20 protein-coding genes and 3 pseudogenes are annotated in these 25,815 nt (G+C 55.9%); 5 read left to right on the top strand and 18 right to left on the bottom strand.

Going from position 1 to position 25,815, the window contains the following annotated elements:
* Nucleotides 1-32 precede the first annotated feature (32 nt).
* The 3 genes and pseudogenes from ACYZTU_RS15845 to tnpC all read left to right on the top strand — a co-directional run.
* On the top strand, nt 33-170 hold the full coding sequence (locus ACYZTU_RS15845) for an IS66 family transposase (protein WP_461964103.1): 138 nt from the start codon (nt 33-35) through the stop codon (nt 168-170).
* An 80-nt stretch (nt 171-250) separates the two neighbouring features.
* Nucleotides 251-610 (top strand): IS66 family insertion sequence element accessory protein TnpB, encoded by a 360-nt coding sequence (gene tnpB, locus ACYZTU_RS15840; RefSeq protein WP_240050551.1) that lies wholly within the window; start codon nt 251-253, stop codon nt 608-610.
* 17 nt (nt 611-627) lie between these two features.
* A pseudogene (gene tnpC / locus ACYZTU_RS15835) lies at nt 628-1,800 on the top strand (IS66 family transposase); the annotation flags it as partial.
* 73 nt (nt 1,801-1,873) lie between these two features.
* Here tnpC and istB read toward each other — a convergent pair.
* A complete protein-coding gene (gene istB / locus ACYZTU_RS15830; protein WP_131061594.1) occupies nt 1,874-2,662 on the bottom strand; it encodes an IS21-like element helper ATPase IstB in 789 nt (262 codons plus the stop codon).
* Entirely contained in the window at nt 2,659-3,681 is a 1,023-nt protein-coding gene (istA, locus tag ACYZTU_RS15825) for an IS21 family transposase (RefSeq protein WP_461964101.1), read from the bottom strand. The genes istB and istA overlap by 4 nt, the downstream gene beginning before the upstream one ends.
* A gap of 84 nt (nt 3,682-3,765) precedes the next feature.
* Here istA and ACYZTU_RS15820 point away from each other — a divergent pair.
* Together ACYZTU_RS15820 and ACYZTU_RS15815 are read left to right on the top strand one after the other, a co-directional pair.
* Nucleotides 3,766-4,152, top strand: a pseudogene (locus ACYZTU_RS15820) (IS66 family transposase); the annotation flags it as partial.
* Nucleotides 4,153-4,197: 45 nt separating this feature from the next.
* Nucleotides 4,198-4,410, top strand: a pseudogene (locus ACYZTU_RS15815) (transposase domain-containing protein); the annotation flags it as partial.
* Here ACYZTU_RS15815 and ACYZTU_RS15810 read toward each other — a convergent pair.
* The 16 genes from ACYZTU_RS15810 to ACYZTU_RS15735 form a co-directional block, all read right to left on the bottom strand.
* Complete coding sequence (locus tag ACYZTU_RS15810) at nt 4,411-5,184, bottom strand: tetratricopeptide repeat protein (RefSeq protein ID WP_461964100.1); 774 nt, start codon at nt 5,182-5,184, stop codon at nt 4,411-4,413.
* Nucleotides 5,181-6,149: an SEL1-like repeat protein gene (locus ACYZTU_RS15805; protein WP_461964098.1), complete on the bottom strand. Its 969-nt coding sequence runs from the start codon at nt 6,147-6,149 to the stop codon at nt 5,181-5,183. Before ACYZTU_RS15805 ends, ACYZTU_RS15810 begins: the two co-directional genes overlap by 4 nt.
* A gap of 12 nt (nt 6,150-6,161) precedes the next feature.
* Nucleotides 6,162-7,145, bottom strand: coding sequence for a tetratricopeptide repeat protein (locus ACYZTU_RS15800; protein ID WP_461964096.1), 984 nt, complete (start codon nt 7,143-7,145; stop codon nt 6,162-6,164).
* Nucleotides 7,142-10,699, bottom strand: a complete 3,558-nt coding sequence (locus ACYZTU_RS15795; RefSeq protein ID WP_461964095.1) for a LysM peptidoglycan-binding domain-containing protein — start codon at nt 10,697-10,699, stop codon at nt 7,142-7,144. The genes ACYZTU_RS15800 and ACYZTU_RS15795 overlap by 4 nt, the downstream gene beginning before the upstream one ends.
* 29 nt (nt 10,700-10,728) lie before the next feature.
* Nucleotides 10,729-11,595: a DUF4123 domain-containing protein gene (locus tag ACYZTU_RS15790; RefSeq protein WP_461964092.1), complete on the bottom strand. Its 867-nt coding sequence runs from the start codon at nt 11,593-11,595 to the stop codon at nt 10,729-10,731.
* On the bottom strand, nt 11,586-13,634 hold the full coding sequence (locus tag ACYZTU_RS15785) for a type VI secretion system Vgr family protein (RefSeq protein WP_461964089.1): 2,049 nt from the start codon (nt 13,632-13,634) through the stop codon (nt 11,586-11,588). Before ACYZTU_RS15785 ends, ACYZTU_RS15790 begins: the two co-directional genes overlap by 10 nt.
* Before the next feature lie 163 nt (nt 13,635-13,797).
* Complete coding sequence (locus ACYZTU_RS15780) at nt 13,798-14,736, bottom strand: carbohydrate kinase family protein (protein ID WP_461964086.1); 939 nt, start codon at nt 14,734-14,736, stop codon at nt 13,798-13,800.
* 15 nt (nt 14,737-14,751) lie between these two features.
* Entirely contained in the window at nt 14,752-16,248 is a 1,497-nt protein-coding gene (gene xylB, locus ACYZTU_RS15775; protein WP_461964083.1) for a xylulokinase, read from the bottom strand.
* Nucleotides 16,249-16,371: 123 nt separating this feature from the next.
* Nucleotides 16,372-17,847, bottom strand: a complete 1,476-nt coding sequence (locus ACYZTU_RS15770; protein WP_461964081.1) for a mannitol dehydrogenase family protein — start codon at nt 17,845-17,847, stop codon at nt 16,372-16,374.
* Nucleotides 17,848-17,877: 30 nt separating this feature from the next.
* Nucleotides 17,878-18,981, bottom strand: coding sequence for an ABC transporter ATP-binding protein (locus tag ACYZTU_RS15765; protein WP_461964079.1), 1,104 nt, complete (start codon nt 18,979-18,981; stop codon nt 17,878-17,880).
* Between the two features lie 145 nt (nt 18,982-19,126).
* Nucleotides 19,127-19,957: a carbohydrate ABC transporter permease gene (locus ACYZTU_RS15760; protein ID WP_449645483.1), complete on the bottom strand. Its 831-nt coding sequence runs from the start codon at nt 19,955-19,957 to the stop codon at nt 19,127-19,129.
* 10 nt (nt 19,958-19,967) lie between these two features.
* Nucleotides 19,968-20,867 carry a carbohydrate ABC transporter permease gene (locus tag ACYZTU_RS15755; protein WP_282383457.1) on the bottom strand — a complete coding sequence of 300 codons (900 nt, stop codon included), beginning with the start codon at nt 20,865-20,867 and terminating at the stop codon, nt 19,968-19,970.
* Nucleotides 20,868-20,945: 78 nt separating this feature from the next.
* The gene (locus tag ACYZTU_RS15750; RefSeq protein ID WP_461964077.1) at nt 20,946-22,256 is read right to left on the bottom strand and encodes an ABC transporter substrate-binding protein; all 1,311 of its coding nucleotides are present in this window, start codon (nt 22,254-22,256) and stop codon (nt 20,946-20,948) included.
* A gap of 228 nt (nt 22,257-22,484) precedes the next feature.
* Nucleotides 22,485-23,390 (bottom strand): AraC family transcriptional regulator, encoded by a 906-nt coding sequence (locus tag ACYZTU_RS15745; RefSeq protein ID WP_461964075.1) that lies wholly within the window; start codon nt 23,388-23,390, stop codon nt 22,485-22,487.
* An 85-nt stretch (nt 23,391-23,475) separates the two neighbouring features.
* Nucleotides 23,476-24,342, bottom strand: a complete 867-nt coding sequence (locus ACYZTU_RS15740; RefSeq protein WP_461964074.1) for a phospholipase — start codon at nt 24,340-24,342, stop codon at nt 23,476-23,478.
* Nucleotides 24,343-24,480: 138 nt separating this feature from the next.
* The gene (locus ACYZTU_RS15735) at nt 24,481-25,776 is read right to left on the bottom strand and encodes a glycosyltransferase (protein WP_461964072.1); all 1,296 of its coding nucleotides are present in this window, start codon (nt 25,774-25,776) and stop codon (nt 24,481-24,483) included.
* Between the last annotated feature and the right edge of the window lie 39 nt (nt 25,777-25,815).

Raw genomic sequence — 25,815 nt, 5'->3', positions numbered from 1 at the left:
CGCATACGGTTGTCTTACGGTAGGTGTGGTTCATGGATCGGATACAAGGTTCGGCTATCAGCAGAGCGCTCGATTACAGCCTGAAACGCTGGGCAGCGCTGTCGCGCTACCTCGATGACGGGGCCGTACCCATTGATAATAATTGGGCGGAGAACCAGATCCGACCGTAACCGCTCCATAAACCCCACATTCAAAGCCAGCAGTTGATCCCCGAAGCTGTACTCCGATTTCTCTCTGGAGCCAGCACGTCATGATGCGACCCGACGCTAAAGTCGAAAAAGTGTACCTCTATCCCAAGGCCGTGGACTTCCGAAAATCCATCGACGGCCTGGCCGCTCTGGTCGAGCTGGATATCAAAGTCGCGGTGTTCGACCCGGTGCTTTTCGTCTTTCTGAATCGCCACCGTAATCGAGTGAAAATCCTTTACTGGGAGCGCAACGGCTTCTGCCTTTGGCTCAAGCGCCTGGAATCCGAACGTTTCAAAACATCCCCCGACGCTACCGATGAAGCCATCGTATTAACTGTTCAGGAATTGAACTGGTTGCTCGACGGTTTTGACCTGTGGCGCAATCGCCCTCATCAGGTTTTGACTCCAAGATTCGTCGCCTGACGGGTATAATCCGGGGCATGATTTCGATGCCCGAACACCTTCCTGATGACCCAGAACTTCTCAAGCAAATGCTGCTTGATGCGTTCGACGCGCTCGCTCGCCAGCAGGAAGTGGGTCAGGCTTACGAAACGCATATTGTTGACCTGAAAGAACAGATCAAGTTGTTACGCGACCGTTTGTTCGGTCGTAAATCCGAGCAAACAGTCGAGCCCAACACGCCGCAACTGGCCTTATTCAACGAACCCGAAAGCGAACCAATGCCCGTCGTCGGCGATGCCGATGAGGAAGTCGTTGCTCCAGTTCCGCGCCGTGGCAAGCGCAAGCCACTATCGGCTGATCTGCCGCGTATAGAAGTCATCCACGAACTGCCCGAACACGAACTGACCTGTGCCTGCGGTTGCCGCAAGCATGTGATCAGTGAAGAAACCAGCGAGCAGCTGGACATCGCGCCAATGCAGATCCGGGTGATCAAACACATCCGCAAAGTCTACGGTTGCCGCGGTTGTGAAACGGCTCCGGTCACCGCTGACAAGCCCGCTCAATTGATCGAAAAGAGCATGGCCAGTCCGAGCGTGTTGGCGATGCTGTTGACCACCAAGTATGTCGATGGCTTGCCGCTGCATCGTTTCGAGACGGTGTTGAGTCGACACGGTGTAGAGATCCCGCGTCAGACCCTCGCCCGCTGGATTATCCAGTGCGGCGAGCACCTCCAGCCGCTGCTGAATTTGATGCGCGACCGGTTGCTGGAAAGCCCGGTCATCCACTGCGATGAAACCCGCGTCCAGGTACTGAAGGAACCGGATCGAGACCCGACCAGCCAATCCTGGATGTGGGTGCAGGCCAGCGGGCCACCCGATCGAAAAGTCGTGCTGTTCGACTACACCTCCAGCCGTGCGCAGGACGTACCGTTGCGCCTGCTGGAAAGTTATCGCGGCTATGTCATGACCGACGATTACGCGGGATATAACGCGTTGGCGTTGCAACCGGGTGTGGAACGTCTGGCGTGCATGGCCCATGCACGGCGCAAGTTCGTCGATGCGCAAAAAGTGCAGCCCAAGGGCAAGACGGGACGTGCCGATATCGCGCTGACGATGATCAACAAGCTGTACGGCATCGAGCGTGAACTCAAGGATGTCAGCGATGAACAGCGTTTTATTAATCGTCAGGAAAAGAGCCTGCCGATCCTAGCTGTCAACACCGGTTGAAAACTGACCCACCCTACCGAAGTAAAACTGACCCACCCCGGCGGTGTTTGAGGTCTGTTTATTTCTGTGGCGAGGCCGTTTCTCTCGGCACCACCTGACCTGATTTCAGCTTGTCCTTGAGTCGATAACTCTGTCCGCTGACCTGGACGATATGCGCATGGTGCAGAAGCCGATCCAGCAGCGCAGCGGTCAGTGTCGAGTCGTCCGCGAAGGTCGTTGCCCACTGGCTGAACGGCAAGTTGCTGGTCAGCACCAAGCTGCCATGTTCGTACCGTTTGGCGATCACGTTGAAGAACAAGTTGGCTTCGTCACGGCCGAACGGCAAATAGCCGATCTCATCAATCACCAGCAGTTTCGAGCGTTGAACAACGCGACTGAAATACTGAGCCAGGCGCCCTTGATGGTGCGCGGCGACGAGTTGCAAAGTCAGGTCGGCGGCGGAGATGAATCGGGTCGAAATGCCTGCCATGATCGCCCGATAAGCCAGAGCGCTGGCCAAGTGTGTTTTGCCAACGCCCGAAGGCCCCAGCAGCACGACGTTTTCCTTACGCTCGATGAAGGCCAGCCCGGCCAGTTCCAGGATCTGGCTTTGCGGCGCGCCGCTGGCGAATTTGAAGTCGTATTGTTCAACCGTTTTTACCGCCGGCAGCCCGGACTGTTGCAGCAGCGCTTGCCGCCGCCGCTCGTTTCGAGCGCGATCCTCGCTCAGCAGAAGCTGTTCCAGGAAGTCGGCATAGCTCGTTTCTTTTTCGGCCGCTTGCTGGGCCAGTGCCGGCCAGTCCGTCGCAAAAGTGTCCAGCTTGAACTGTTGGCAAAGAGACTCGATGCGCAGATGTTGAAGGTTCATGGACGTACCTCAAGCAGTGCCTGATAGACCGAGAGCGGATGCTGCAAGCTTTCCACCGGCATGGGTTGGGCGACCGAAATCATGCTGCTCGCAACCCCTTGGATCTGGGGCAGGGGCAACAAGTGGTGCACTTCGGTATCCAGTCGGTGTTGCGGTATTTCGCCCGTCGTCGCATGTGTTCGGGCGTTGGCGACCTCCATCAACCAAGGGCCGATCTTGCTGTTCGCGACTTCAACGTCCAACAGCAAGTTGACCTGGTTTAGTGACGCGGCCAGTGGCACTGCGAAGCTGTTTTTCAGGTAGTGGTTGAAGCGCTCGACCTTACCCTTGGTCTGCGCCCGATACGGCCGGCAGACTTTCGGTGTGAAGCCGTAGCGCTCTGCCAAATTCAATAGCGCGGGATTCCAGCGGTGCTGACCGGGGCCATAAACATCGCGTTCCTGGATTATGGTTTTGGCGTTGTCGAAGAGTAGCTTTCGCGGCGTACCGCCGAAGAAACGCAGCGCCTTTTCGATACCGGAACACCAAGCTGCGGAGTCTTCGCGACGGGAGAAAACGACGTAGGTCGCACGGCTCCAGCCCAACGTTGCAACGAATGCCAACAACGGATCGCGGCCACGCCGAATGACGGTGAAGTCCACCTGCATCTGTTCGCCGGGCTCTGTTTCAAAGCGCACGACGGCTTCGTTTGCCTTGGATTTCAAGGTCAGCAGAAAGCTGGTGAGGATTGAGTATCCGCCTTCGTAACCCTGTTCGCGGATTTCCCTCAACAGCACGATGGCGGGAATCCAATGTGGTCGAGCGGCTTCTACGCGCTGGCGCAGATAGGCCTCGAAAGGCACAAGCTTGCCCACGCGCTGCGCGCGCGGGCCATAGACGACGGGCTGGCGCTGGGCCTGTAATTTGAGGTGGCGTCGAATGGTATTGCGAGAGCAGCCCATCTGCCGGGCGATGGCCCGAATAGACAAACCCTGACGAATAAGAACACTGATTTCCACGTGTTGCTCCTGGGACAGCATGGGCAGCTCGCAAAAGCTGCATTTTGCCCAAGTGGGTCAGTTTTCAACCGGTAGGGTGGGTCAGTTTTGCATCGGTACTGACACCTAGCCCAGTTGAAAAGCTGGCTGGATAAAACGCAGTCGCAGGTGACGCCGCAAAGTGCGCTTGGCAAGGCCGTTAATTATCTGGCCAGCAACTGGAGCCGGCTGGAGCGCTACGTGGAGGCTGGCTTTTTACCGATTGACAACAACCCGGCAGAGCGCGCAATAAAGCCGTTTGTGATCGGTCGCAAGGCTTGGCTGTTCAGCGATACGCCCAAAGGCGCGACTGCCAGCGCCCAGATCTACAGCCTGGTCGAAACCGCGAAGGTCAACGGCCAAGAGCCCTATACATGGCTGCGCCACGTACTGGAGCGACTGCCGCATGCGCAGTCAGTAACCGACTATGAAGCATTGCTGCCGTGGAACTGCTCACCGGAAATGCCACGGTAAACGGGAAGCGCATCTGACGGTAGGTGTGCTTCATGGATCGCATACATCCGACCATGGGCTCTTGGGCGCAAGAACTGGCTCTTCGCCGGGTCGCTACGCAGCGGAAAACGGGCGGCGGCGATCATGAGCTTGATCCAGTCTGCGCGGCTGAATGGTCATGACCCGTACGCCTATCTAAAGGATGTTCTCATGCGCCTGCCGACGCAGCGGGCGAGTGAAATCGAGCAGTTGCTTCCGCATAAGTGGCAGCCGGTTTAATCACGCAAGGCGTGATGCCCGGACGCATACGCCGTAGTTAAAGATCGCCTCAACATATCCTGTAGCAGCAGCCCGTTCGGTCCAGTTTCTGGCGCCATCAGGATCTTTTTTTTCTAGCAAGACCGCTGCCAGTCCACTCATTCCCCTAGGATAACCACCTTCCGCGGAGGCCTTCATCCAGCGTTCAACTGCATCTGCTCGGCTTGAAGGCAATAGAAAAAAACCTGCTCCTTCACGATAATCAGTTGCCAATAAATATTGTGATAGTGCGAAGCCGTTTTCGGCTGAGTGCTCAAGCCATTTTTTATCGCCAGTAATCTCGTACATCAAATACATTGATTCGGCGTTGTCTTGTGCAGCTTCCTTAGCTGCCAATGATTTTGCGCTTGCCAGCCATTCCTTAGGGTGTTTTTGGCTTTTTAGGCAGTTATTCATACTTGCACAGAGATCACCTTCCATCTGGCCAAGTCTAATCATTGAATAAATATTGCCTTGGTTAGCGGAAGCCTCGTAGGCTTCTTTCGCTGCGGTATCGATATATCGTTTATTTTTTCGTATTGCTTCGCCTAGATAGTACTGAGCTTCGCTGTCACCGGCAGCGGCAGCGATTTGTAAGTAGGGGAGTGCAGAGATAGCCTTGAACTGGTTGTAAAGCTCAGTACCTCGACTCTTGGCAGACTGCTGCTCGCTCGTAAGCTGCGCGCAAACTGGTGAGGATATTCCTGCTAAGAGAAAGATTATAAGGGCCGCCGCTCTTACGGATCGTTGTTTCATAGTTTATCTGGGAAATAGGATAGTGGCGGGCGTGTTGCTTTCCATTCTTCCGACATCTGCTTTGCTTGTTCGATTTGTTCAGGGGTTAGTTTTGCTGCGATTTCAGGGAGTATGTCGTTGGCGTAATCTTGCATGCCGCCACCGCCATCAAGTTCAAGCAGCGTGAAAATCAATGCATATGACTTTACCGGGTCATAAGGGAATCCAAATTCCGATGGATTCTTAGATAAAAACGAACCAAATCCAAATACAGCACTCGCGTATCCGGCTTTGGCAGCTTTTTCATTCCAGAGTCTGAGCGTTTCAAAATCTTTTTTGTACGCAAGAACCTCTACATACCCCATCATACCTAAAGGGTATCCACCTTCAGCAGACGCTTTCATTAGCCGCTCAACGACATCAGCTCTGCTTGATGGAAGCAGGAAAAATCCTTTTCCATCGCGGTATCCGGTTGCCAGGTAATACTGTGCGTAGGCATATCCTTTCTCTGCAGATAACTCAAGCCACTTGTCGTCTCCAGTTAGACGAAACAACAGGTACATAGCCTCTGCATCTCCTTTAACTGCTTCTTTTTTTGCAGCAGCTAATGCCATTTTTCGCCACTCAGTTGGTTCTTTTCGACCTTCTGGACAGTTCTTCATAACAACGCAAAGATCGTTCTTGTTCCCGGAAAGTCTAATCATTAAATATATATCACCTTGAAGTGCAGATGCTTCATAAGCGCTCTGTGCCTCAGGTGTAATGTACCGTTTTACTTTTCGTAGAGCTTCGCCCAGATAATACTGGGCTTCATGATCTCCTGCTTGAGCGGCTAATTCAAGGAATGGCGCTGCTGAGCTTGTTTTGAACTGATTGTAAAGTGTGATGCCTTGCGCTTTCGTGGAATTCAGGTCCAACGTAGGCTGTGCGTTAACCTTGATAGATATTTCGATCGCGAAGAGGGCTATGAAAAAATACGCTCTCATAGTGTTAATGCTTCATAGCTTGTCAGGGAAAAACGACAGCGGAGGGTGGCTGGATTTCCAGTTCTCCGAAAAAACTTTAGCTTCTTTTATTTGCTCAGGTGACATTTTTTTCGCGATGTCGGGTAGCACGTCCTCAACATCTCGTCGAACATGTCCTCCTCCGTCAAGTTCATAAAGGAGAGAAAGCAGAGCGTATGATTTAACAAGGTCTAATTTGAATCCATAATTAGACGGATCCTCTCCCAAATAGGAGCCATATCCGAACACTCCCTCGACATATCCTGAGGCAGCAGCTTTTTCGTTCCAGAGTCTGAAACTTTCAAGATCATTTTTTTCAACTGAAACTGCTGCTAGCCCCATCATCCCTGGTGGATAGCCACCTTCCGCTGAAGCTTTCATCCAGCGCTCCACAGCGTCTAATCGACTTGCTGGAAGTAGAAAAAATCCGCCGCCTTCTTGATATTTTGTGGCTAGGCGAAACTGCGCGAGAGAAAAACCATGTTGTGCCGACTTTTCAAGCCATTTGTCATCGCCGGATATCTCATACATTAGGTACATTGACTCCGCATTTCCACGTCCGGCTTCTAGACTTGCAGATTTTTTAGCTAAGTCCATCCATTCCTTGGGCGCTTTATTTCCTTGAGGACAATTATTCATTGCAATGCATAAGTCATCAGTCGCTTGACCAAGCCTTATCATTGAATAGACATTTCCTAGAGCCGCAGAGTCTTCGTAAGCTTTTTGCGCCTCAGTATTCATATAGCGATTATTTTTTCTTATGGCTTCGCCTAAATAATACATGGCCTCATCATCTCCACCTTCGGCTGCAAGCTTTAGGTATGAAGTTGCGGAAATGGCTTTGTATTGATTGTAAAGTTCTATTCCTTTATTTTTGGCTTCTTTCTGCTCTGGAGAAGATGCGGCGTTGGCCGCTGTACATAATAAGAAAAGCAGAAGGAAAAATGGGGAAAATTCTTTTTTTTTTAATGATTTCAATTATTTATCCCCTCGGGGCTAATGTACTTTATTGCGGATGAAGGTATGTAACTATTTTCACGAATCACAATTTTACAAGAACCATCGATTCGCTCGCCTAATAAAGATACGTTTCTTTTGTAACGCGCGCGTGCGGTAACTCCCCTTGGTTCGGCATAACTCAAAACCGGCTCGCTCATAAATGTATCAAGTTTGCTTCGGTTTTCGCAGTATTTTTGCCCCACGTCAACGGGTTCTACACCAAATTTATTCATGCAAGAACAGGCAGTTTCAAATTGTTTTTGCGCTTCGCTTAGTGTGCCTTTTTCTTTGGCGTTGGTGGTGATGTAATCAATTATTATCTCGATTGCCCGCTGCTGTATTAAAAACGATTTTTGTTTGGTGTAATTCTGTTTTCCCGCTGTATCGGGCTTAGTCGAAACGACAGAGAAGTCGTCAGGCTCAGATATTAATGTCATCAATATGGGGCCTAGGGCAGCGGGTGTAGCTTCCACAACCCATTTTCTTAGTTCATCTGGATTTTGATATTCTACAATCGTATGGGCTATTGCTCCCCCTTTATTAGCACTGGTCATCGCTTCATATAGATTCATGATGGCGTTTACCCCCATCATGTAGACCATTGTGACATCTAACCCGATTGCACCCAGCGCATTCAGATTGGATGCTTGTTCTGCAGCCTCCGGAGTCATCCAACTAATAGAAGCACCTTTAGCCTTATACAACTCACGCCGATAAATATTGATGAGTTCTACAACAGCCTCATAACCCACCTCAAACTTGAAACTACCACTCGCGCCCGGCCCAAGAACAACCGTTGCTTTAAGATTGAGGATGAATTTTCCCTTATCTAGGGAAATTCCAGCATTGCCTTGCAAGCCCGCGCCATAGGCAGCGCCTAAAGATCCGCTGAGGTTGGCAAGCGTTAGCCATTGGCTAGCGCTTGTAGCCTCCTTGCTGTTGTTGATTCCCGTGGAGGGTCCTGCACGCAACGCAGCCAACGCTTTAGGCGGAGCCCAATTTAAAGCCCCTGTCAGTTCGATGCCTGCTTGCACACCGGCGAACAGATTGAAGTTGGCCTTCATGCCGTTTTCAATCTGTACGTTGGCGGCCCTGCCGGACAGGACTTGGCCACTTGATTGGGTGTCGACAGCAGTCAGGGCCTTGGATTTGTGTTCAAGGTCTGGGGTAGGGCTGGTATCACCCTTGTCGACTTTGGTTTTGATCGTTTCCTCGTGGGTCTTGCGTTCGGCCTTGGCCTCGGCATCTTCGCGCTGTGCCGGTTTGACAGGGCTGAGTGTCGCGCCATATTTGGCGTTGCCGTTTATAGGGGACAGTTCAATGCTACCGGCGAGCATGAGCGACGCACCGGCGTATCCCCACGCACGGGCACCGAAATGGAAGGACATACGGCCGAGGTTCAAGGTTTGAAGCTGAGGATTACCTTCAAGGTAGTAATCGACAGTCACATCCTTGGCCTTCTCACGCGTCGGCATGTCGACTTTCAGCAGTTCCACTTCACCTCGTGCCAAGTCAAAGCTCAATGACGCGCTGGCCGACGTCTTGAAACCTTCTGCGGCAGAGAAGGACGGGCCTTCCAACTTCACTTCGCCATGCAGTTTCTTTTGCGGCGGCGCTAGGCAGCGGACAAATTGCGCCTGCTGGCTCTTGTCGAAAAGCCTCACTTCACCACGAACACTCTTTTTGAATACGACCTGCTTAAGTTGCTCGCCCCATTCTTTGCGCGTACCGGCATCCTCAAGCTGAGTTACTTTATAGCCGCTGGATTGCAGAAAGCTGTAAAACTTGTCGATATTGAACCAACCATTGGTATCAAACCAATCGCCGGCTTGATCTTCAATTTTTAGCGCGCCTTGGCTTGCCAGCCACTGGCCAAATACCTTCTGCGCGCTGTTTTTATTTGCACCACCGTCACCATTCTTTGGGATGCCTTCAAGAATATTTTTTGCGTTCTTGCCGGCCTTTTTCAGGTCTTCCTCAAGAAGTTTTGGCGCACCCTTGAGGTTGAGCAAACTGAACCATTTCAACGGCGTGCCGCTTGCAGCCAGTGTGCTGACTTCTCTTAGCGGGAAGCCATCTTTGACAAGCCGATCAACAGGCTTAGGTTCAAACTGCTCTGGCTCCCATAGCAAGTGACGTCGAATAGGGTCAGCGGCGACTTTTTGTTGAGCCTTTTCGTGTAAACCCTGTTTTACAACTTGCAATCGATCCCATTCAGCACGTTCTACCTCGACCAGCCCGGCAGGCGCCTGGGCATTTTGACCGGTCGCCTCGATCCAGTTTTTGTACTTTTTACGAAGACGGTCATTGATTTCCGATTGCTGTTTTTCCGTATCGAGATACAACTTGAACTGCTCGATACCCGTAGTGATGTCATCGCCACTGATCAGCGCGTACTCAGGCAAGGCGATCCCGTATTCCGATACTTTGATAATCGCGTCGGTGTATTCGTGATAGGCAAACGATTTGGCTTCGCCGTGCTTCCAGATCAGATAGGCGTATGTATCACCTTCGCAGGTGTATAGACATTTCTGCAGCTCATCGCGTTTTTTCTTGTCTTTTTCGAGGAGCTTGGCGATATCTTCCTGCGCCTGTGGCTTGATGCCTCCCTCACTGATCAGCGCCTTGCGTTTCTCCAGATAATTTTGGACGCGGGCGCGGGCTTCGATTGCCCCAGCAGAGAACAACGTGCCGTTTTCATAGGTATGGCCCTTCTTTTCAGCAGCGGCAATAGCTATTTTTTTTAGCGCTAACCACTCGCTGCGTAATTTATGTAGCTCGCTGTAATCATCCCGGATACGGTTCTGAGTATCGATATCCGTTTGAAGCTGATCTATACGTGAGCGCTGAGTATCGGTTTTTGGCGTCTCGGCTTTTGGTGCGTCCTTTTCTTTCGCGCGTTTTACTTCTTGCCGGCTGCGAAGGACCATTCCTGGGTCCATTTCGATATTCGGTTCCTTAGCTTCAATTGCCTCCATTCGTTGGCGCTGTTCGCCTTCAAGGAAATTGCTCAGTTTCGGCTCAAGGAAGTAATTTAGTAATCCGCTGTCGTCTAATCCCTTGAGGCGCGCATCGCGGGATTTGCTCGGTGCGATCTGATTCTCCAGAGCATGCATCGCCTCCTTCATTGAGGAGGCGGCGCGCTCGGGCAGCAACCAAAACTCTTCTTCATCGGTTGCGTAAATTGCGGTTCCGAACGTATTAGAGCAAGGCTTGGGCTGATCCTTGAAGCTGGGGGTGCACGTCTCTGTAAAATCTTTTTTCGGCCCCAGGTCAATGGGCTTAGGGCCAGGCGCAGCTTCGCTTTCGGCCTTAGGGGCTTGTTCGGAAGGCGCTATTGGAGCGGCCGCGGGCGTTGTAACCGCTTCAGCCTGAGCACTCTTGGGAACACTAAGGTTCCAACCCGGCTTAATCGCATTCGGGTTGGTAATAAAGGGATTCATCTGGCGCAATTGCGCAACATCGGTGTTGTAGCGAGTAGCAATCTGGCTGAGCGTTTCACCAGGATTGACTGAATGATTGGTAATTTCCATGGTGCTTCCGTTCTGTTGTTGCGTCGGGTTCATTGAGGATTGGCCGATGCTGTTTGCATCAGCTGTTCAACCTTGATGAACGACTCTTCCCTGGATTGCAGGATGGCCAATGCTTCTGGCCGTGTTTCAAGCAGCGGTCCGTCGACGACGGAGGCGAGCTTGAGCAAATGGTCACCTTCGTAGATGTTGTTTTTGAGCAAAAGGTCCAGGTTCTCGGTAATTCCATTGATCCGGTCGTCCCCCGGCTCACCGAACGCTGCATATTGCTCATCGACCCAGTACAACCACCCCAGTCGCGCTTGAATCTTTGCTGCGTTGTCGGGAAGGTTGAACGCCGGGCCGTCGCCACGCCACTTCGGTTCCGATCTCGCCGTCCACGACAGCCACGCGCCGCGCTCTTTGCCGAAGTGGCTCGGGGCAGGGCTGTACACCGCTTGCCAAGGACCGAACAATTGAATGGACGCGTCACCCGAGGTGTAGGCCAATGCAGCCCAGAGACTCGGTTTGTGATAGCTCAACAGGCTTTGGCCGCCGGAACCGTCGTTGGCTCGCAGTAACCAGCGCGCGTGTGCGAGGGCCTGAGTGGCGTCTTCTGCGACCAGGGCAATTCCCGAGTAGTTTTCTTCGCACAGTCGCGTGGCTTCGACTGCCAACCGGCTGCCCCACGGCGCCGTGAGCCAGAGCGGACCTTCGTTGGCGATTTCCGCAAAGTCAGTGCTGCTGAACAAGGCTTGAGCATTCATCGGTTCGCCGATGCGATACAGACGAGACATCGCCTCGGGTTGGCGTCCGCGATCGATGATGAAACACAAGACCTGACTGGACTGTTCCCTGGGCAGCGACTCGAATCCGTAACGAGGTGCTGCCAGCAGGGTGTTCATGGCGGTTACATGCATGTGCAATCCTTACGGCTGCAGGCGCCGTTGCTTTGTTTGCCGCACAACGGCGTGATACCCGACTCGTTGAGACGGCTGGGGAGAGGGGCTTTGCCCGCTACATCCGCATCCGCCACCTTCATCGGCCCCGGCAACAACGGCGCAGCAGGCGTCCCTGACCCCGGCCCACCCCCCGAGTTAACCTTGACCTGCGCACCACTGATGGTCACGCCCCCGGCATCTATCTTCACAAAGCTCCCACCAGCCTTGGCCGTCAGCTCCATGCCACCCTCAACCACCACCTTTTCCCCTGCGTGGTAATGAATCTCCTGTCCAGCCTCGACAAACTGCGCCGCCCCCACCTTCACATGCTGAGTCACGGCAACTGTCAGGTGATCATCAGCCCGGGTCTCAGTCTTGCGATCCAGATGGGTAATCCGATGCTCTTCAACCTTGAACTCACTGAAAACATTGGCCTCAACGGTGTCGTGCCGCTCATTGCCGATGCGAATCTTCTGGTCATGCTCGATGTTTTCATCCCAATCGCGCTGGGCATGCAGGTAGATCTGTTCCGCACCTTTCTTGTCTTCGATCCGAAACTCGTTGTAACCATTGCCGCCCGGTGAGCTGAGGGTCTTGAAGGTGCTGCGGGTTTTATTCGCTGGCAGGTCGTAGGGGACGACGTTTTCCTTGTGGTACAGGCAGCCGGTGATCAGTGGCTGGTCGGGGTCGCCTTCGAGGAAGGTGACGAGCACTTCCATGCCGACGCGCGGGATGGCGATGCCGCCGTAGGCGTTGCCGGCCCAGCCGGTGGCGACGCGCAGCCAGCAGCTGGTGTTGTCGTCGGCCTGGCCTTCGCGGTCCCAGTGGAACTGGACTTTGACGCGACCGTATTCGTCGCAGTGGATTTCTTCGCCCGGTGGGCCGGTGACAGTGGCGGTCTGGCTGCCCAGGATTTTGGGTTTTGGGTGTTCGAGGGCAGGGCGGAAGTGCGCGTCCCACGGGGTGGCGAGGAAGCGGTTGCGGTAGCCCTGGTGGAAGTCGTCTTTGTTCTGGGTGACGTCACTGGTGACGTTTGCACCGAGCACTTGCGGCTGTTTGCCTTCGTGTACCACTTCCAGCAGCAGCCAGAGGTCGTTCCACTCGGCGCGCGGGTGTTCGCTCAGGGTCATGAAGTGGCCGGTGACGAGCGTGGGTTCGTCGCCTTTGCCTTCGGCAAGCTTGTAGTCGCTGCGATGGCGTTCCAGCGCACGGGTTGCCAGTTGCTTGCCGCGTTCGCGAGTGAGGAAGCGGCCGGGATAGTCGTAGTCTTCCAGGTCCGGGGCGAATTCGCTTTTGGCGGCGCCTTCGGGAAGGATGCGTGGTTTTTCGAAGTCGTAATCGCGAAGGCTGACGCGGGTGGTGCGGGTTTCCAGGCGCAGGTTGAAGCGCTTGATCACCGGTTTCTCGGCGGCCATGCCGGAGTCTTGCTGATAGGCCACGGGCGCGAGTTTGCGGAACACCGTCTGGTCATCGCCGAACACCAGTTTGTGGCCGCTGGCAGAGTGCTGGAAGTGGAAGTGAATGCCTTCCTCTTCGCACAGGCGCTGGATGAAATGCAGGTCGGATTCGTCGTACTGCACGCAGTAATCGCGTTCCGGGTAGATCGCGCCGAGCTGGAAACTGTAGGCGTCGGCCAGGATGCCGCGCGCTTCGAGGACCTGAGCGATGAGCTTCGGCACACTCAAATGCTGGAAAATCTGCTGGTCATGGTTATGGCGCAGGTAGGCGAGTTGCGGCACCAGGCTGATGCTGTAACGGGTCAGGCTTTTGCCAGAGTCGCCTTGCTCGATGCGGTACACCAGACCGTGGATGATGCCTTTGCCGGTGGCGCCGAAGGTCAGGCAGCCGGGCTTGTGCAGCAACTCTTCGAGTTTCAGGTCGGGGCGGGCGCTGACCAGTTCGATGTCGAAACAGAACGGCTGATTGAGGGTTTCGCGACCGACGAAGCTGAGTACCTGAAGGTCAACGGAAACGCCCTCCAGCGTGAGGGAAATATGGGTTGCGTTCGCGTCCAGCATGCCTTTGATTCCATCCTTTGAATAAGCTGGGGCGGATGGTGCAGGATTAAAGCGCCCCGTTCAAGGCAACGGGCAGTCATTTACAGACTAAAGTCGTCTGTAGCCGTAACAGCCCTTTGCCATCATTGGCAGTTGATCGTTCCCACGCGCGTGGGAACGATCGTCAGGTGAGTTGCTGGCGATACGGCAAATCCGGCCCGGTCTTGCTGCAGGTCAGCGCCGCCGCCTGCACCGCAAACTTCAGCATCCCGTCGATCTGCTCGCGGCCGAGTGATTGCACGCCCTCAACCGAGTCCAGCTGCTGCTCGGTCAGCCAAGTAATCAGCGCTGCCTGAAACGTATCGCCAGCCCCCACGGTATCGGCAATCTTTACCGAACACGCCGGCACCGACCACGAACCATGGCCCTTGCTGAACACCGTCGCCCCCTCGCCACCACGGGTCAGAAACACCAACTGACAGCGATGCTGCAGCCAGCCTTCAATCACCCGCTGCGGATCCTGTTCGGGATACAACAGGCGCAAATCTTCATCGCTGACTTTGATCAGGTCGGCCAGCTCAACCAAGATGGCAACCCGCGAACGCCACAGGTCGATATTCGGCTCAGGGTTGAGCCGTACGTTCGGATCAAGACTGATCAAGCGTTTGCCGCTTTCCTGGCGTACCAATGCCAACAGCGTGTCAGCAATCGGCTGAACAACCAGCGAAAACGAGCCGATGTGCAGGCCGCGCACTTCAGGTCCCAGTTCCGGCAGGTGCTCGGTTTTTAGCTGACGATCCGCGCAGCCTTCGCCCCGGAAGCTGTAATGAGGTGATCCGTTGGCACCGACGGCAACCATCGCCAAGGTCGTAGGCGCAGCGAAATCCACCAGGTAATCCGGGCGCACGCCTTCATCCTGCAACACCTGCTGCAAGCGCCGGCCGAGGTAGTCAGTGGACAGGCCGGCAAACAGCGCAGCCTCCACCCCCAAACGGCGCAAACCCACTGCCACGTTGAACGGCGAACCGCCGGCAATCGCCTTGAAATTCACTTTTGAAGCCAGGCCGCTGGCGTCGTCTTCACTGAAGAAATCGAACAGCGCTTCGCCACACACCAGGTACATAGTTATTCACTCTTTTTAAAGGGTTGCGACATGCTGTTGATAGCGTTCGTAGGCCTGCTGACAGGCCGCCACATTGTCGGCGATGGGCAAGGTTTCGCTGGTCGGATCGAGCTTCACGCAACGCTCGCAAAGATCCGCCAGGCTGTGTTCATGCCCGTTTGCCCAGGACGTGCACCACGCCGCCTGTATCGCCGCGCCGAGGGCTGCGGCTTCGCTTTGTTCGGTGCAGATCACCGGAGTGTTCATGATGTCAGCGACGATCTGCCGCCACACCGGGCTTTTCGAGCCGCCGCCAATCAGGCAGATGCGCAGGCTTTGTAAGCCATTCTGGCGCAGCAGGTCCAGTCCAGAACGCAGCCCGAAGGTCGTGCCTTCCACCACCGCGCGGCACAGGTTGGCCTGAGTCAGGTTGGTCATCGTCAAACCCAGCAGGCTGCCGGTGGCATGGGGCAGGGCGGGGACACGCTCGCCGTTGAGGAACGGCAGGATGCACACGCCTTCGGCCCCGATTGGCGCTTGCTCAACGAGGGCGTTGAACGGCTCGATATCCAGCTCGAACAACTCACGAATTACACCGGTGGCATTGGTCAGGTTCATGGTGCAGATCAGCGGCAGCCAGCCACCGCTGGAGGAGCAGAACGTTGCGACGCAAGCGTCCGGACTGACTTTCGGCTGATCAGCGTAGGCGTACACCGTCCCCGAAGAACCGAGACTCATGGTGATAGCGCCGGGTTTTATGTTGCCGGTGCCGATCGCGCCCATCATGTTGTCGCCACCGCCGCTGGAGACCAGCGCCTGCGGGTTGATGCCCAGGTGTTCAGCGATGCTGGGCAAGATCGTACCGACCGCTTGATGGGCATCGATCAGCTCCGGCAGCGCGGCTTGCAGACGCCCGGTGGAATCAATGTCGCGCAGCAGTTGCAAGTCCCACTGGCGGGTGCGCACGTTGAAATACCCGGTGCCCGAGGCGTCGCCATACTCACTGCAACTGCGGCCGGTGAGCCAATAGTTGAGGTAGTCATGGGGCAGCAGGATGCGGGCGATGCGAGAGAAAATCTGCGGATGTTGTTCTTTGGTCCAAAGCAGTTTGGAAACGGTGTAGCCCGGCGCGATGACGATGCCGAGGCGTTCCAGGGAGCCTTTTTCGCCACCCAGATGGACAAGCAGACGGTCGTTTTCCGGGGTGGATTCGGTGTCACACCAAAGCTTGGCCGGACGCAGCACCTGGCCTTGGTCGTCGAGCAGCACCAGCCCATGTTGCTGGCCGGAGACGCCAATGCCGAGGATGTCCTGGCCGTCGACCTTCGCCGCGAGCAATGCACGGCGGGTGGCAAGAGCGAAAGCTTCCAGCCATTGGGAAGTGTCTTGCTCGCGGCGGCCGTTGGCGCCGCTGATCAAGGTGTGGGCGGCGGCACCCTGGCCCAACACCCGACCGCTGATGGCGTCGAGGACGATGGCTTTGGTGCCTTGGGTGCCGCAGTCGATGCCGAGGAATAGTTGTTGGTTTGTCATGTGTGCCCCGCACAGATCGTTCCCACGCTCTGCGTGGGAATGCCGCAATGGACGCTCTGCGTCCGTTTCTGAATGGGACGCGGAGCGTCCCGGGCTGCATTCCCACGCAGAGCGTGGGAATGATCAAGCGGCGAGGATTTTTTCCAGCGTCCGCGTCACCCCAACATCCCGCAAGCTGTTGCAGCACCACTCAAACGCCGCCACAAACTCCGGCGAATGCGGAATCGCCGTACCAAAAATCTCCTCAACCGCCAGCAACCGCTGCGTAATCAACGCATCGTCGACCACCAGCGCCTGACAAAACGCCGCGCGCGGATCAGGAATGCTGTAGGTATCGCCATTCTCGTCCACGCCCTTCAAATACAGGGCCCACGCCGCTACCACCAAGGCCGCACGTTTGGTCTCCTGCCCATCAGCAATCAATCGATTGATCGTCGGCACAGTGAACTTCGGAAACTTCGACGAACCGTCCGAACACACGCGCTCCAGCTGATCGGCAATCGCCTGATTGGAGAAGCGTGCCACCAGGGTGTTCTTGTACTCGGTCAGGTCAATCCCCGGCACGGGTGACAGTTGTGGGGTCACGTCTTGGTCCATGTAGGCACGCATGTAGCGCACGAACAGCGGGTCGTTCATGGTTTCGTGAACGAAACGGTAACCCTTCAAAAAACCCAGATAAGTGAGTGCCAAGTGACTGCCGTTGAGCAGTTTGATCTTCATCTCTTCATAAGGCGTGACGTCGTCGGTGAACTGCACGCCGACCTTTTCCCACGCCGGCCGGCCATTGACGAACTTGTCTTCCAGCACCCATTGTACGAAGGGTTCGCAGACCACCGGCCAGGCATCGTCGAGCGCATGTTTGTCGGCCAGTTGCAGGCGATGTTCAGTGCTGGTCATCGGCGTGATGCGGTCGACCATCGCGTTCGGAAAACTGACATTGCTGGCGATCCAGTCCCGCAGATCGGCATCGCGCAGGGCGGCAAACGCAAGCAACGCTTTACGGGTGACTGCGCCGTTGTGCGGCAGGTTATCGCAGGACATCAAGGTGAACGCAGGCGTGCCGTCTGCACGGCGTTTGGCCAACGCGGCGCAGAGAAAACCGAACACGGTTTTCGGTGCGTCCGGGTGTGCCAGGTCGTGCTGGATCTGCGGTAGCTGGGCCATGAACTCGCCGTTGCTGTCGTCGATGCAGTAGCCGCCCTCGGTGATGGTCAACGAAACGATACGGATCTCGGGGCAGGCGAGTTTGTCGATCAGCGCTGCCGCGCCGTCTTCGGCCAGCAGCATGTCGCGAATCGAGCCGATGACCCGGACTTCGGTGTCGTCGGTATCGCCCAGTTCGAACAGGGTGAACAGGTAATCCTGCTCTTTGAGATCGTTTTGGGCGCGGCGGTCTTCGGCGCGCAGGCCGACGCCGCAAATCGCCCAGTCCAGGCCTTCGCCGGTATTCATCAGCGCATCGGTGTAATACGCCTGATGCGCCCGGTGGAACCCGCCGACGCCGATGTGCGCGATGCCTTGGCGGGTGTCGCTCAGGGCGTAGGCGGGCAGGGCTACCTCAGGGGCGAGGCGGTTGAGGTTCTGTTTATTGAGTTTCATCACATGCTCTCTGAAATCAGGCCGCGACAATCAGGCGGCAACGCGCAACGGGCGGGTCAGCGCCACGCCGTCGGCATCGAATAAATGGCAGTGTTCGGCGTCCAGGTGCAGGCTCAGCGTCTCGCCATAACGGCTGGCCAGATCGCCGCGAACACGCATGGTCAAGGCTTCGCCGGACGAGGTCACCACGTGGCAGAAGGTGTCGCTGCCCAGCCGTTCGCTGACGTCCGCCGTGACCTGCAAGGTGCAGTCGCCGGTTTGCGCGAGGTTCAGGTGTTCCGGGCGAATGCCCAGGGTGACCGCGCCACCGACGCTTAGGTTGGCGCCGCTCAGCGGCAACGTGATGCGGGTGCCGGCGTCCAGCAGCACTTCGCAGCTCTGACTGTCGACGCGGGTGACGTTGCCCTTGAGGAAGCCCATTTTCGGCGTACCAAGGAACCCGGCGACAAACAGGTTGGCGGGCTGGTGATACAGATCCAGCGGCGAGCCGACTTGTTCGACTTTGCCGCCATTGAGTACGACAACCTTGTCGGCCATGGTCATGGCTTCGACCTGATCGTGGGTCACGTAGATCATCGTCGCTTGCAGTTCCTTGTGCAGGCGCAACAGTTCCAGACGCATCTGTACCCGCAGGGCGGCGTCGAGGTTGGACAGTGGTTCATCGAACAGAAAGATTTTCGGATTGCGTACGATGGCGCGGCCGATGGCGACGCGCTGACGTTGACCGCCCGAGAGTTGCTTCGGCTTGCGCTCCAGCATCGGCCCGAGTTCGAGGATGCGCGCCGCTTCGCCGACTTTCTTCTCAACCTCGGCTTTCGGTACGCCGGCCAGGTCGAGGGCAAACGACATGTTTTTGCGCACGCTCATGTGCGGGTACAGGGCGTAAGTCTGGAACACCATCGCCAGGTCGCGCTTGGCCGGACTGACTTCGGTGATGTCGCGACCATCCAGTTCGATGGTGCCACCGCTGACTTCTTCCAGGCCGGCGATCAGGCGCAGCAACGTGGATTTGCCGCAGCCCGACGGGCCGACAAACACCACGAACTCGCGGTCGTTCACTTCCAGGTCGATGCCTTTGATGATGGAAAAGCCTTCGAAGCCTTTTTGCAGATTCTTGATTGTCAGGTTGGCCATGGTGATGGGCCTCCGCTTGTTTTTATTCATTTGAGCCGGACGGGCTTTTTGTAGGAGCCAGCGGTGCGGCGATCCGACTTGCCGGCGAAGGCGTCCGGGAGATCGCCTTCGCCGGCAAGCCTGGCTCCTACAGGGGTTGGGGCGTTTATTTCACGGCGCCAAACGACAGGCCGCGGACCAATTGTTTCTGGCTGATCCAGCCGAAGATCAGGATCGGCGCACAGGCCAGCGTCGACACCGCCGACAACTTGGCCCAGAACAGGCCTTCGGGACTGGAGTACGAAGCAATCAACGCGGTCAGTGGCGCGGCTTTGGATGAGGTCAGGTTCAGCGACCAGAACGCCTCGTTCCAGCACAGGATCAGCGACAGCAATACGGTTGAAGCCAGGCCGCCCTTGGCGATCGGCAGCAGCACCCGGACCATTTCCTGCCACAGCGTGGCGCCGTCGAGGCGCGCGGCTTCGAGGATGTCCTTGGGGATGTCTTTGAAGTAGGTGTAAATCATCCAGACCACGATCGGCAGATTGATCAGCGTGTAGATCACGATCAGGGCGATGCGCGTGTCGAGCAGGCCCAAACTCTTGGCCAGCAGGTAGATCGGCATCAGCACGCCCACCGGTGGCAGCATTTTGGTGGAGAGCATCCACAGCAGCGTGCCTTTGGTGCGTTGGGTTTCGTAGAACGCCATCGAGTACGCCGCCGGCACCGCGATCAGCAGGCACAGAGCAGTAGCGCTGAACGAAATCACCACCGAGTTCCAGGCGAAGCTGAAGTAATCGCTGCGCTCGTTGATGTGCAGGTAGTTCTCCAGCGTCGGGGTGAAGATGAACTGCGGCGGCGTGGCGAACGCATCGATTTCGGTTTTGAAACTGGTCATCACCATCCAGAAGATCGGGAAGAAGATCAGGATCGCGATGGCCCAGGCCAGGGTGCCGAGCAGCAGGCTTTGCAGACGGCGGGATTGTTGAAGGGTCATGGCGCAGGCCTCAGGCTTTGTCTGTCAGGTTTTTGCCGATCATGCGCACCAGCACGATGGCCGCGATGTTGGCGATCACCACCGCGATCAAGCCGCCGGCGGACGCCATGCCGACGTCGAACTGCACCAGCGCCTGGTTGTAGATCAGGTAGGCCAGGTTCGTCGAGGCGTAGCCGGGGCCGCCGTTGGTGGTGGTGAAGATTTCGGCGAACACCGAGAGCAGGAAGATGGTTTCGATCATCACCACCACCGCAATCGGCCGCGCCAGGTGCGGCAGGGTCAGGTGCCAGAAGATCGCGATCGGTCCGGCACCGTCGAGGCGCGCGGCTTCCTTCTGTTCCTGGTCTAGGGACTGCATGGCGGTCATCAGGATCAGGATCGCAAAGGGCAGCCATTGCCAGGAGACAATGATGATGATCGACAGCAGCGGGTAATGCGCCAGCCAGTCCACCGGCTGCGCGCCGAACAGCTTCCAGACGTAGGCGAGGATCCCCGAGACCGGGTGGAAAATCAGGTTCTTCCAAATCAGCGCGCCGACGGTAGGCATGATGAAAAACGGCGAGATCAGCATCACCCGCACGATGCCGCGACCGAGAAACTCACTGGCCTCCAGCAATGCACTGATCAGCACCCCGAACACCACGCTGATCAGCAGCACGCTGCCGACCAGCAACAAGGTGTTGGTGGCGCCGGGCAGGAACCCCGAGTCGCTGAGGAAGTAGCTGAAGTTCTCCAGCCCCACGAACTGGTTTTCACCGGGGTAGAGCAGGTTGTAGCGGATCAGCGAGAAGTAAACGGTCATGCCCAGCGGCACGATCATCCACAGCAGCAACAACGCCACCGAGGGGCTGACCAGAAACCAGCCGGGGTTGGCCAACCGGCTTTTACGCACCGGCTGGGGAATGTCCATGTGAGCGTTGGCAGTTGAAATATTCATGGCGAAGAACCGATTAAGAACAGACAAATGAAGATCAACTGTGGGAGCGGGTTACTTGGGGTAACCGGCGCGCTTCATTTCACGTTCAGTGGTTGACTGGGCAGCGGTCAGGGCCTGGTCGACCGTGGTCTGGCCGATCAGCGCTGCCGAGAACAATTTGCCGACCTGGGTGCCCACCGCTTGGAACTCCGGAATGGTCACCAACTGGATGCCGATATAGGGCACGGGTTTGAGGGTCGGTTGGCTCGGGTCCGCAGCTTTCAGCGACTCGAGGGTCACCTTGGCGAACGGCGCAGCCTTCATGTACTCATCGCTGTACGTCGAAGCGCGAGTACCTGGTGGTACGTTGGCAATGCCGTCTTTCTCTGCAACCAACGCTCCATACTCCTTGGAAGTAGCCCAGGCGCTGAAGGTTTTCGCGGCGTCCTTGGCCTTGGAACTGGTCGGAATCGCTAGCGCCCAGGAATACAACCAGGCTGAGCCCTTGTCGGTGGTTTCGTGTGGTGCGTAGGTGAAGCCGACGTGGTCGCTGACCTTGCTTTGGGTCTTGTCGGTGACAAAGGAGCCGGCGACGCTGGCATCGACCCAGATTGCGCACTTGCCACTGTTGAACAGCGCCAGGTTTTCGTTGAAACCGTTGCTGGAGGCGCCGGGTGGACCCGAGTCTTTCATGGTCTTGACGTAGAAGCTCAGCGCGTTTTTCCACTCGGGGCTGGTGAATTCCGGTTGCCACTTCTCATCGAACCAGCGCGCACCATAGGCATTGGCGACGGTGGTGATCAGCGCCATGTTCTCGCCCCAGCCGGCTTTGCCGCGCAGGCAGATGCCGTACTGTTCTTTATCCTTATGGGTGAGTTTGCTGGCGAATTCGCTGATCTGGGTCCAGGTCGGGTGCTCGGGGATGGTCAGCCCGGCATCCTTGAACAGATCGGTGCGGTAATAGGTGATGGAGCTTTCGGCGTAGAACGGCAAGGCATAGAGCGAACCCTTTACCGACAGGCCTTCACGCACCGATGGGAACACGTCGTCGAGGGCGTAGCCGGCCGGCAAGTCCTTCATCGGCTCCAGCCAACCCTTGGCACCCCAGAGTGCGGCTTCGTACATGCCGATGGTCAGCACGTCAAACTGTCCGCCCTGAGTGGCAATGTCAGTGGTCAGGCGTTGGCGCAAGACATTTTCTTCCAGCACCACCCAATTGAGCTTGATGTCCGGATGCTCGGTCTCGAAGGTTTTCGAGAGTTTTTGCATGCGGATCATGTCGCTGTTGTTGACGGTGGCGATGGTCAGGGTCTGGGCGCCGAGGCTGACGCTGCTAAGGGTCATGCAGGTGAGGGCAAGCAGAGCTTTTACTGAAGGTTGCATCGTGCACTCCTTTTCTGCACCCGGTGGGTTACAGAAGGACAGTTATTGTTTTTGTGTCTTCCTGCGGAGGGAAGAATGTGCACTGATTACAGCCTTCTATTGATGACGTGACAAATCATCCATCGCACTTGAATCGATACTTTTTTGCACTGGTGTTTGGAGGGAGAGGTGCGGGGAACGGCTTTTCAGCGGTTAATCCCTATGGAATCCGTATAGGTTTTCAGGCGTTTAACCCAGGTTTTGCTCAGTCAACCGCTGCACGGCCAATCGCCGGTAATGCGAAGGCGTCATGCCCTTGAGCTGCTGAAATCGCCGATTGAAGTTGGAAATATTGTTGAAACCCGACTCGAAACACACATCGGTCACCGGTTTGTCGCCATCGGCCAGCAGCTCACAGGATTTACTGATGCGCAGGCGATTGACGAATTCGATGAAGCAGCGGCCAGTGGCTTGCTTGAATACTCGACTGAAATAAGTCGGCTTCATGCCCAGATGTTCGGCGACTTCTTCCAGCGGCAGTTCCCGGGCGTAATGCACGAAGATGTAATCCACCGCCCGGTTGGTGCGATCGATATTGTGCTCGTCGGCCAATTGCGGCGTCGTGGCTCCAGACAGCAGCTGATAGTCATCAGAGGCCGCCAGCAACTCCAGCAAAATGAAAAAGTGCCCGAGGCGGGTCACGCCTTTGGTGTCGGCAATACGTTGCATCAAGGTCATGGCCTGGCGAATGGTGCGCTTGCAGCGAAACTCGATACCGTACTGGGCGCGCTCCAACAGCGGCGCCAGCGTCTTGAGCTCGGCAAATACCAAGTGGCCACTGTCGAACAACTCGTCCGTAAAGTTGACCAACATGTCGCGTTTGGGCACTACCTCGTCTTCGGCCACCTGGCTGATCCAGTTGTGGGGCAGATTAGGTCCGGTCAGGAACAGGGTTTCCGGGTAAAAGTTGCCAATGTAATCGCCGATGAACACCTTGCCGGAACTGGCGACGATAAGGTGCAGCTCGTATTCCTTGTGGAAATGCCAGCGCACCAACGGGCAGGGGAAACCGTGCTGACGATAGATGATGGACAACCCGTTGTGGTCGTCCATCAGTTCGTAGGAGGGGTCTGTCACGCGGGCTGTTCGGGTCATGGCTGGGCGCTTTTCTTGTTTTCGCTATCGGATCATGCCTCTTTTGGCGACTGCTGTGTGAGCCTGCCACGACTTTCGCCCTTGATTAGCCGACTCGCTTGATGGCTTTGCTCACGTTCGCGGTTCGGCAATATGAAACAATCCGGCTCTCTTCAATGAAGTCGACGTTGATAATGTTGCACTTTGTCGCCCAGTCGCTTTTAGTCGGGTCAAACCACGAATCAAGCGCCTCATGAATGTCGACGGGGCCGCCCAGAGCGCTGTAACTGGTGGCGGATAGTGACCACGGTGCCCATGTGCCTGGCGGGCTTTTTAGCACTTGAATAATGTGTTTTTGCAATTCGGCGGCACTGGTGATGCTGTTGCCAGACCATTTGTGCCCGATCTGCTCGAGGAATACGTTTCGATCAAGTGCCCTGTGCCAAGGAGCTGCGATCAACACTCTTTGTACAGCACTGATCTGTTTGAGTTGGCGGAGACTCAGCGACACGTTGTTGGTTGGAATGGCGCGATCGCCAAGAAAACGAATCATCATGTCGTTAAAGTAAACGAAATCAAACTTATCCCCTTTAAGTTCGTGAAAGTCCAGAACAATGAATTCATCGGGGTTTTCATTCAGAAACTTTTTCACGTCGGTTAACAAGTTCCCCAAAGTGCGAGAATTGCGGTACCCGTTGTGATGAATGCCGAATTTCCCGAGTCCCTGCGCGTCGGCTTCGTAAATTAATCGGATATCGAGGGCACGAGAGCCGTGGCGCAGTTGTGCATAAAACGAGTCGTGCTGACACGCTAGCCAGTGGGCTCCTGGAATCAGCGCCCAGGACGCTTTCCAGTCGCTGCCAGCGTTATGGGTGCCCGGCAGCGTCAATTCACAGAGGGACAATGTATCAATAGCCGGAGTGGCGGCCATCCAGTTATTAAGCGCGTAGTTATTCTGAGCAATGGTGTCCATTTAATGCATCCTTGCATTGATTTATACAATAAGTTAGTTGTGCTGAGCTAGGCTTTAGTGCCGCCGGGTATTTATAGGGAGGGTGTTAGGTCTGGTCAATAATAGTGGTAATGCAGGATGTTTATATGGGTACGAGTTCTATAACGGGTTTCGATTTTTAGCTTCAATCCATTGCGCCATGTACTGCGTACTTTTGTGGTGGTGATGACGCAACATGCTTCCGGTAAAGTTATCGCTTCTAAGGTGTGCCAAGTGTTGTTGGCAGTACAGCAACTTTTCAATCAATGCCGGGCCATGTACAGACTGTCGATAACGATCGGCCAGCAACGTCTGTCCCAGGGATTGGGCGTCTTTCCAAAGTGCTTCATCCTTGTACAGCCGAACCGCGCAATCGGCGAACGCCTGTGCTGTCCGGGTCACCGCGCCGGGCCAGAGATGTTCGCCGTGCATCGCTTCGGCACCGATGGGCGTTGTGATCGTGGGCGTGCCACACAACATGGCGTCGACAATCTTGCCTTTGATACCGGCACCGAAGCGTAGAGGCGCCAGACAAATCCGCGCGCCAGACATAACTTCTAAAGCATCTTCGGCCCAATTCATGACATGAAAACCCTGGCTGGCGTTGTGCAGTGCAGTTGCCTTGGGCGGTGTGTAAGCGCCGTAAATGTGTAACTGAGCGTCGGGCAGTTGCGCGCGGATCAGCGGCCAGATCGCGGTTTTCATCCAGAGCACCGCATCCCAGTTTGGCGCATGGCGAAAGTTACCAATACTGAGAAAATGCGCCCGGTCTTCAAACGCTGCCGGCGGAACGCTCGGTAGATCGACCATCAGTGGACACCAGTGCAGCAAGTTACGCGGCAGCTTGAATTGCTCGACCAGCAATTCGATCTCCACTTCAGAGATCATCAGATTCAAGTCGCAACGATAAATCGCTGCGATTTCCCGTTTGGCCAGATCGGTCTCGGCCATGAGCTCAAACTCTTCACGCAACGCCGGGGCGAACAATTCATTGAAGTCATTGGCGTCGTCACTGGCCTTCAAGCGCTCTTTGAGGCGTTGATGGCGGGCATCCCGCAGGCTTTGCAGGTCGGAGGTCTCAAGCACGCGCAAAGCTGCGGGGCAGTGTTTTTCAACGCGCCAGCCGAACTGTTCTTCCATCATGAATCGATCGAACAGAACGATATCCGGGGCCAGTTCGCTGATGAACGTGTCGAAACTGCTGTTGTTCAATTCGATCGGGACTTCGCGAATACCCAAAGCGCCAAGATCCGCCCGGTGTTCGCCGGTGCCCGCCGGACTGCTGAATGTAATATCCCAGCCCTGCTGCAAAAAAGTCTCGAGAATTTGCATCATGTGCCCACCGGCCGCCGAAGAACGGGGCTCGGGCCAGACGTAACCAATGACCAGGACTTTGGTTGCGTGGGGCTGGGTCATCGGTATTCCTTGAGGCGGGTAATCGGGCGGGGGCGCAAT

The organism is Pseudomonas sp. HLT2-19-2 (genome assembly GCF_054898005.1).
This window is presented reverse-complemented; position numbering and strand designations above follow the sequence as displayed.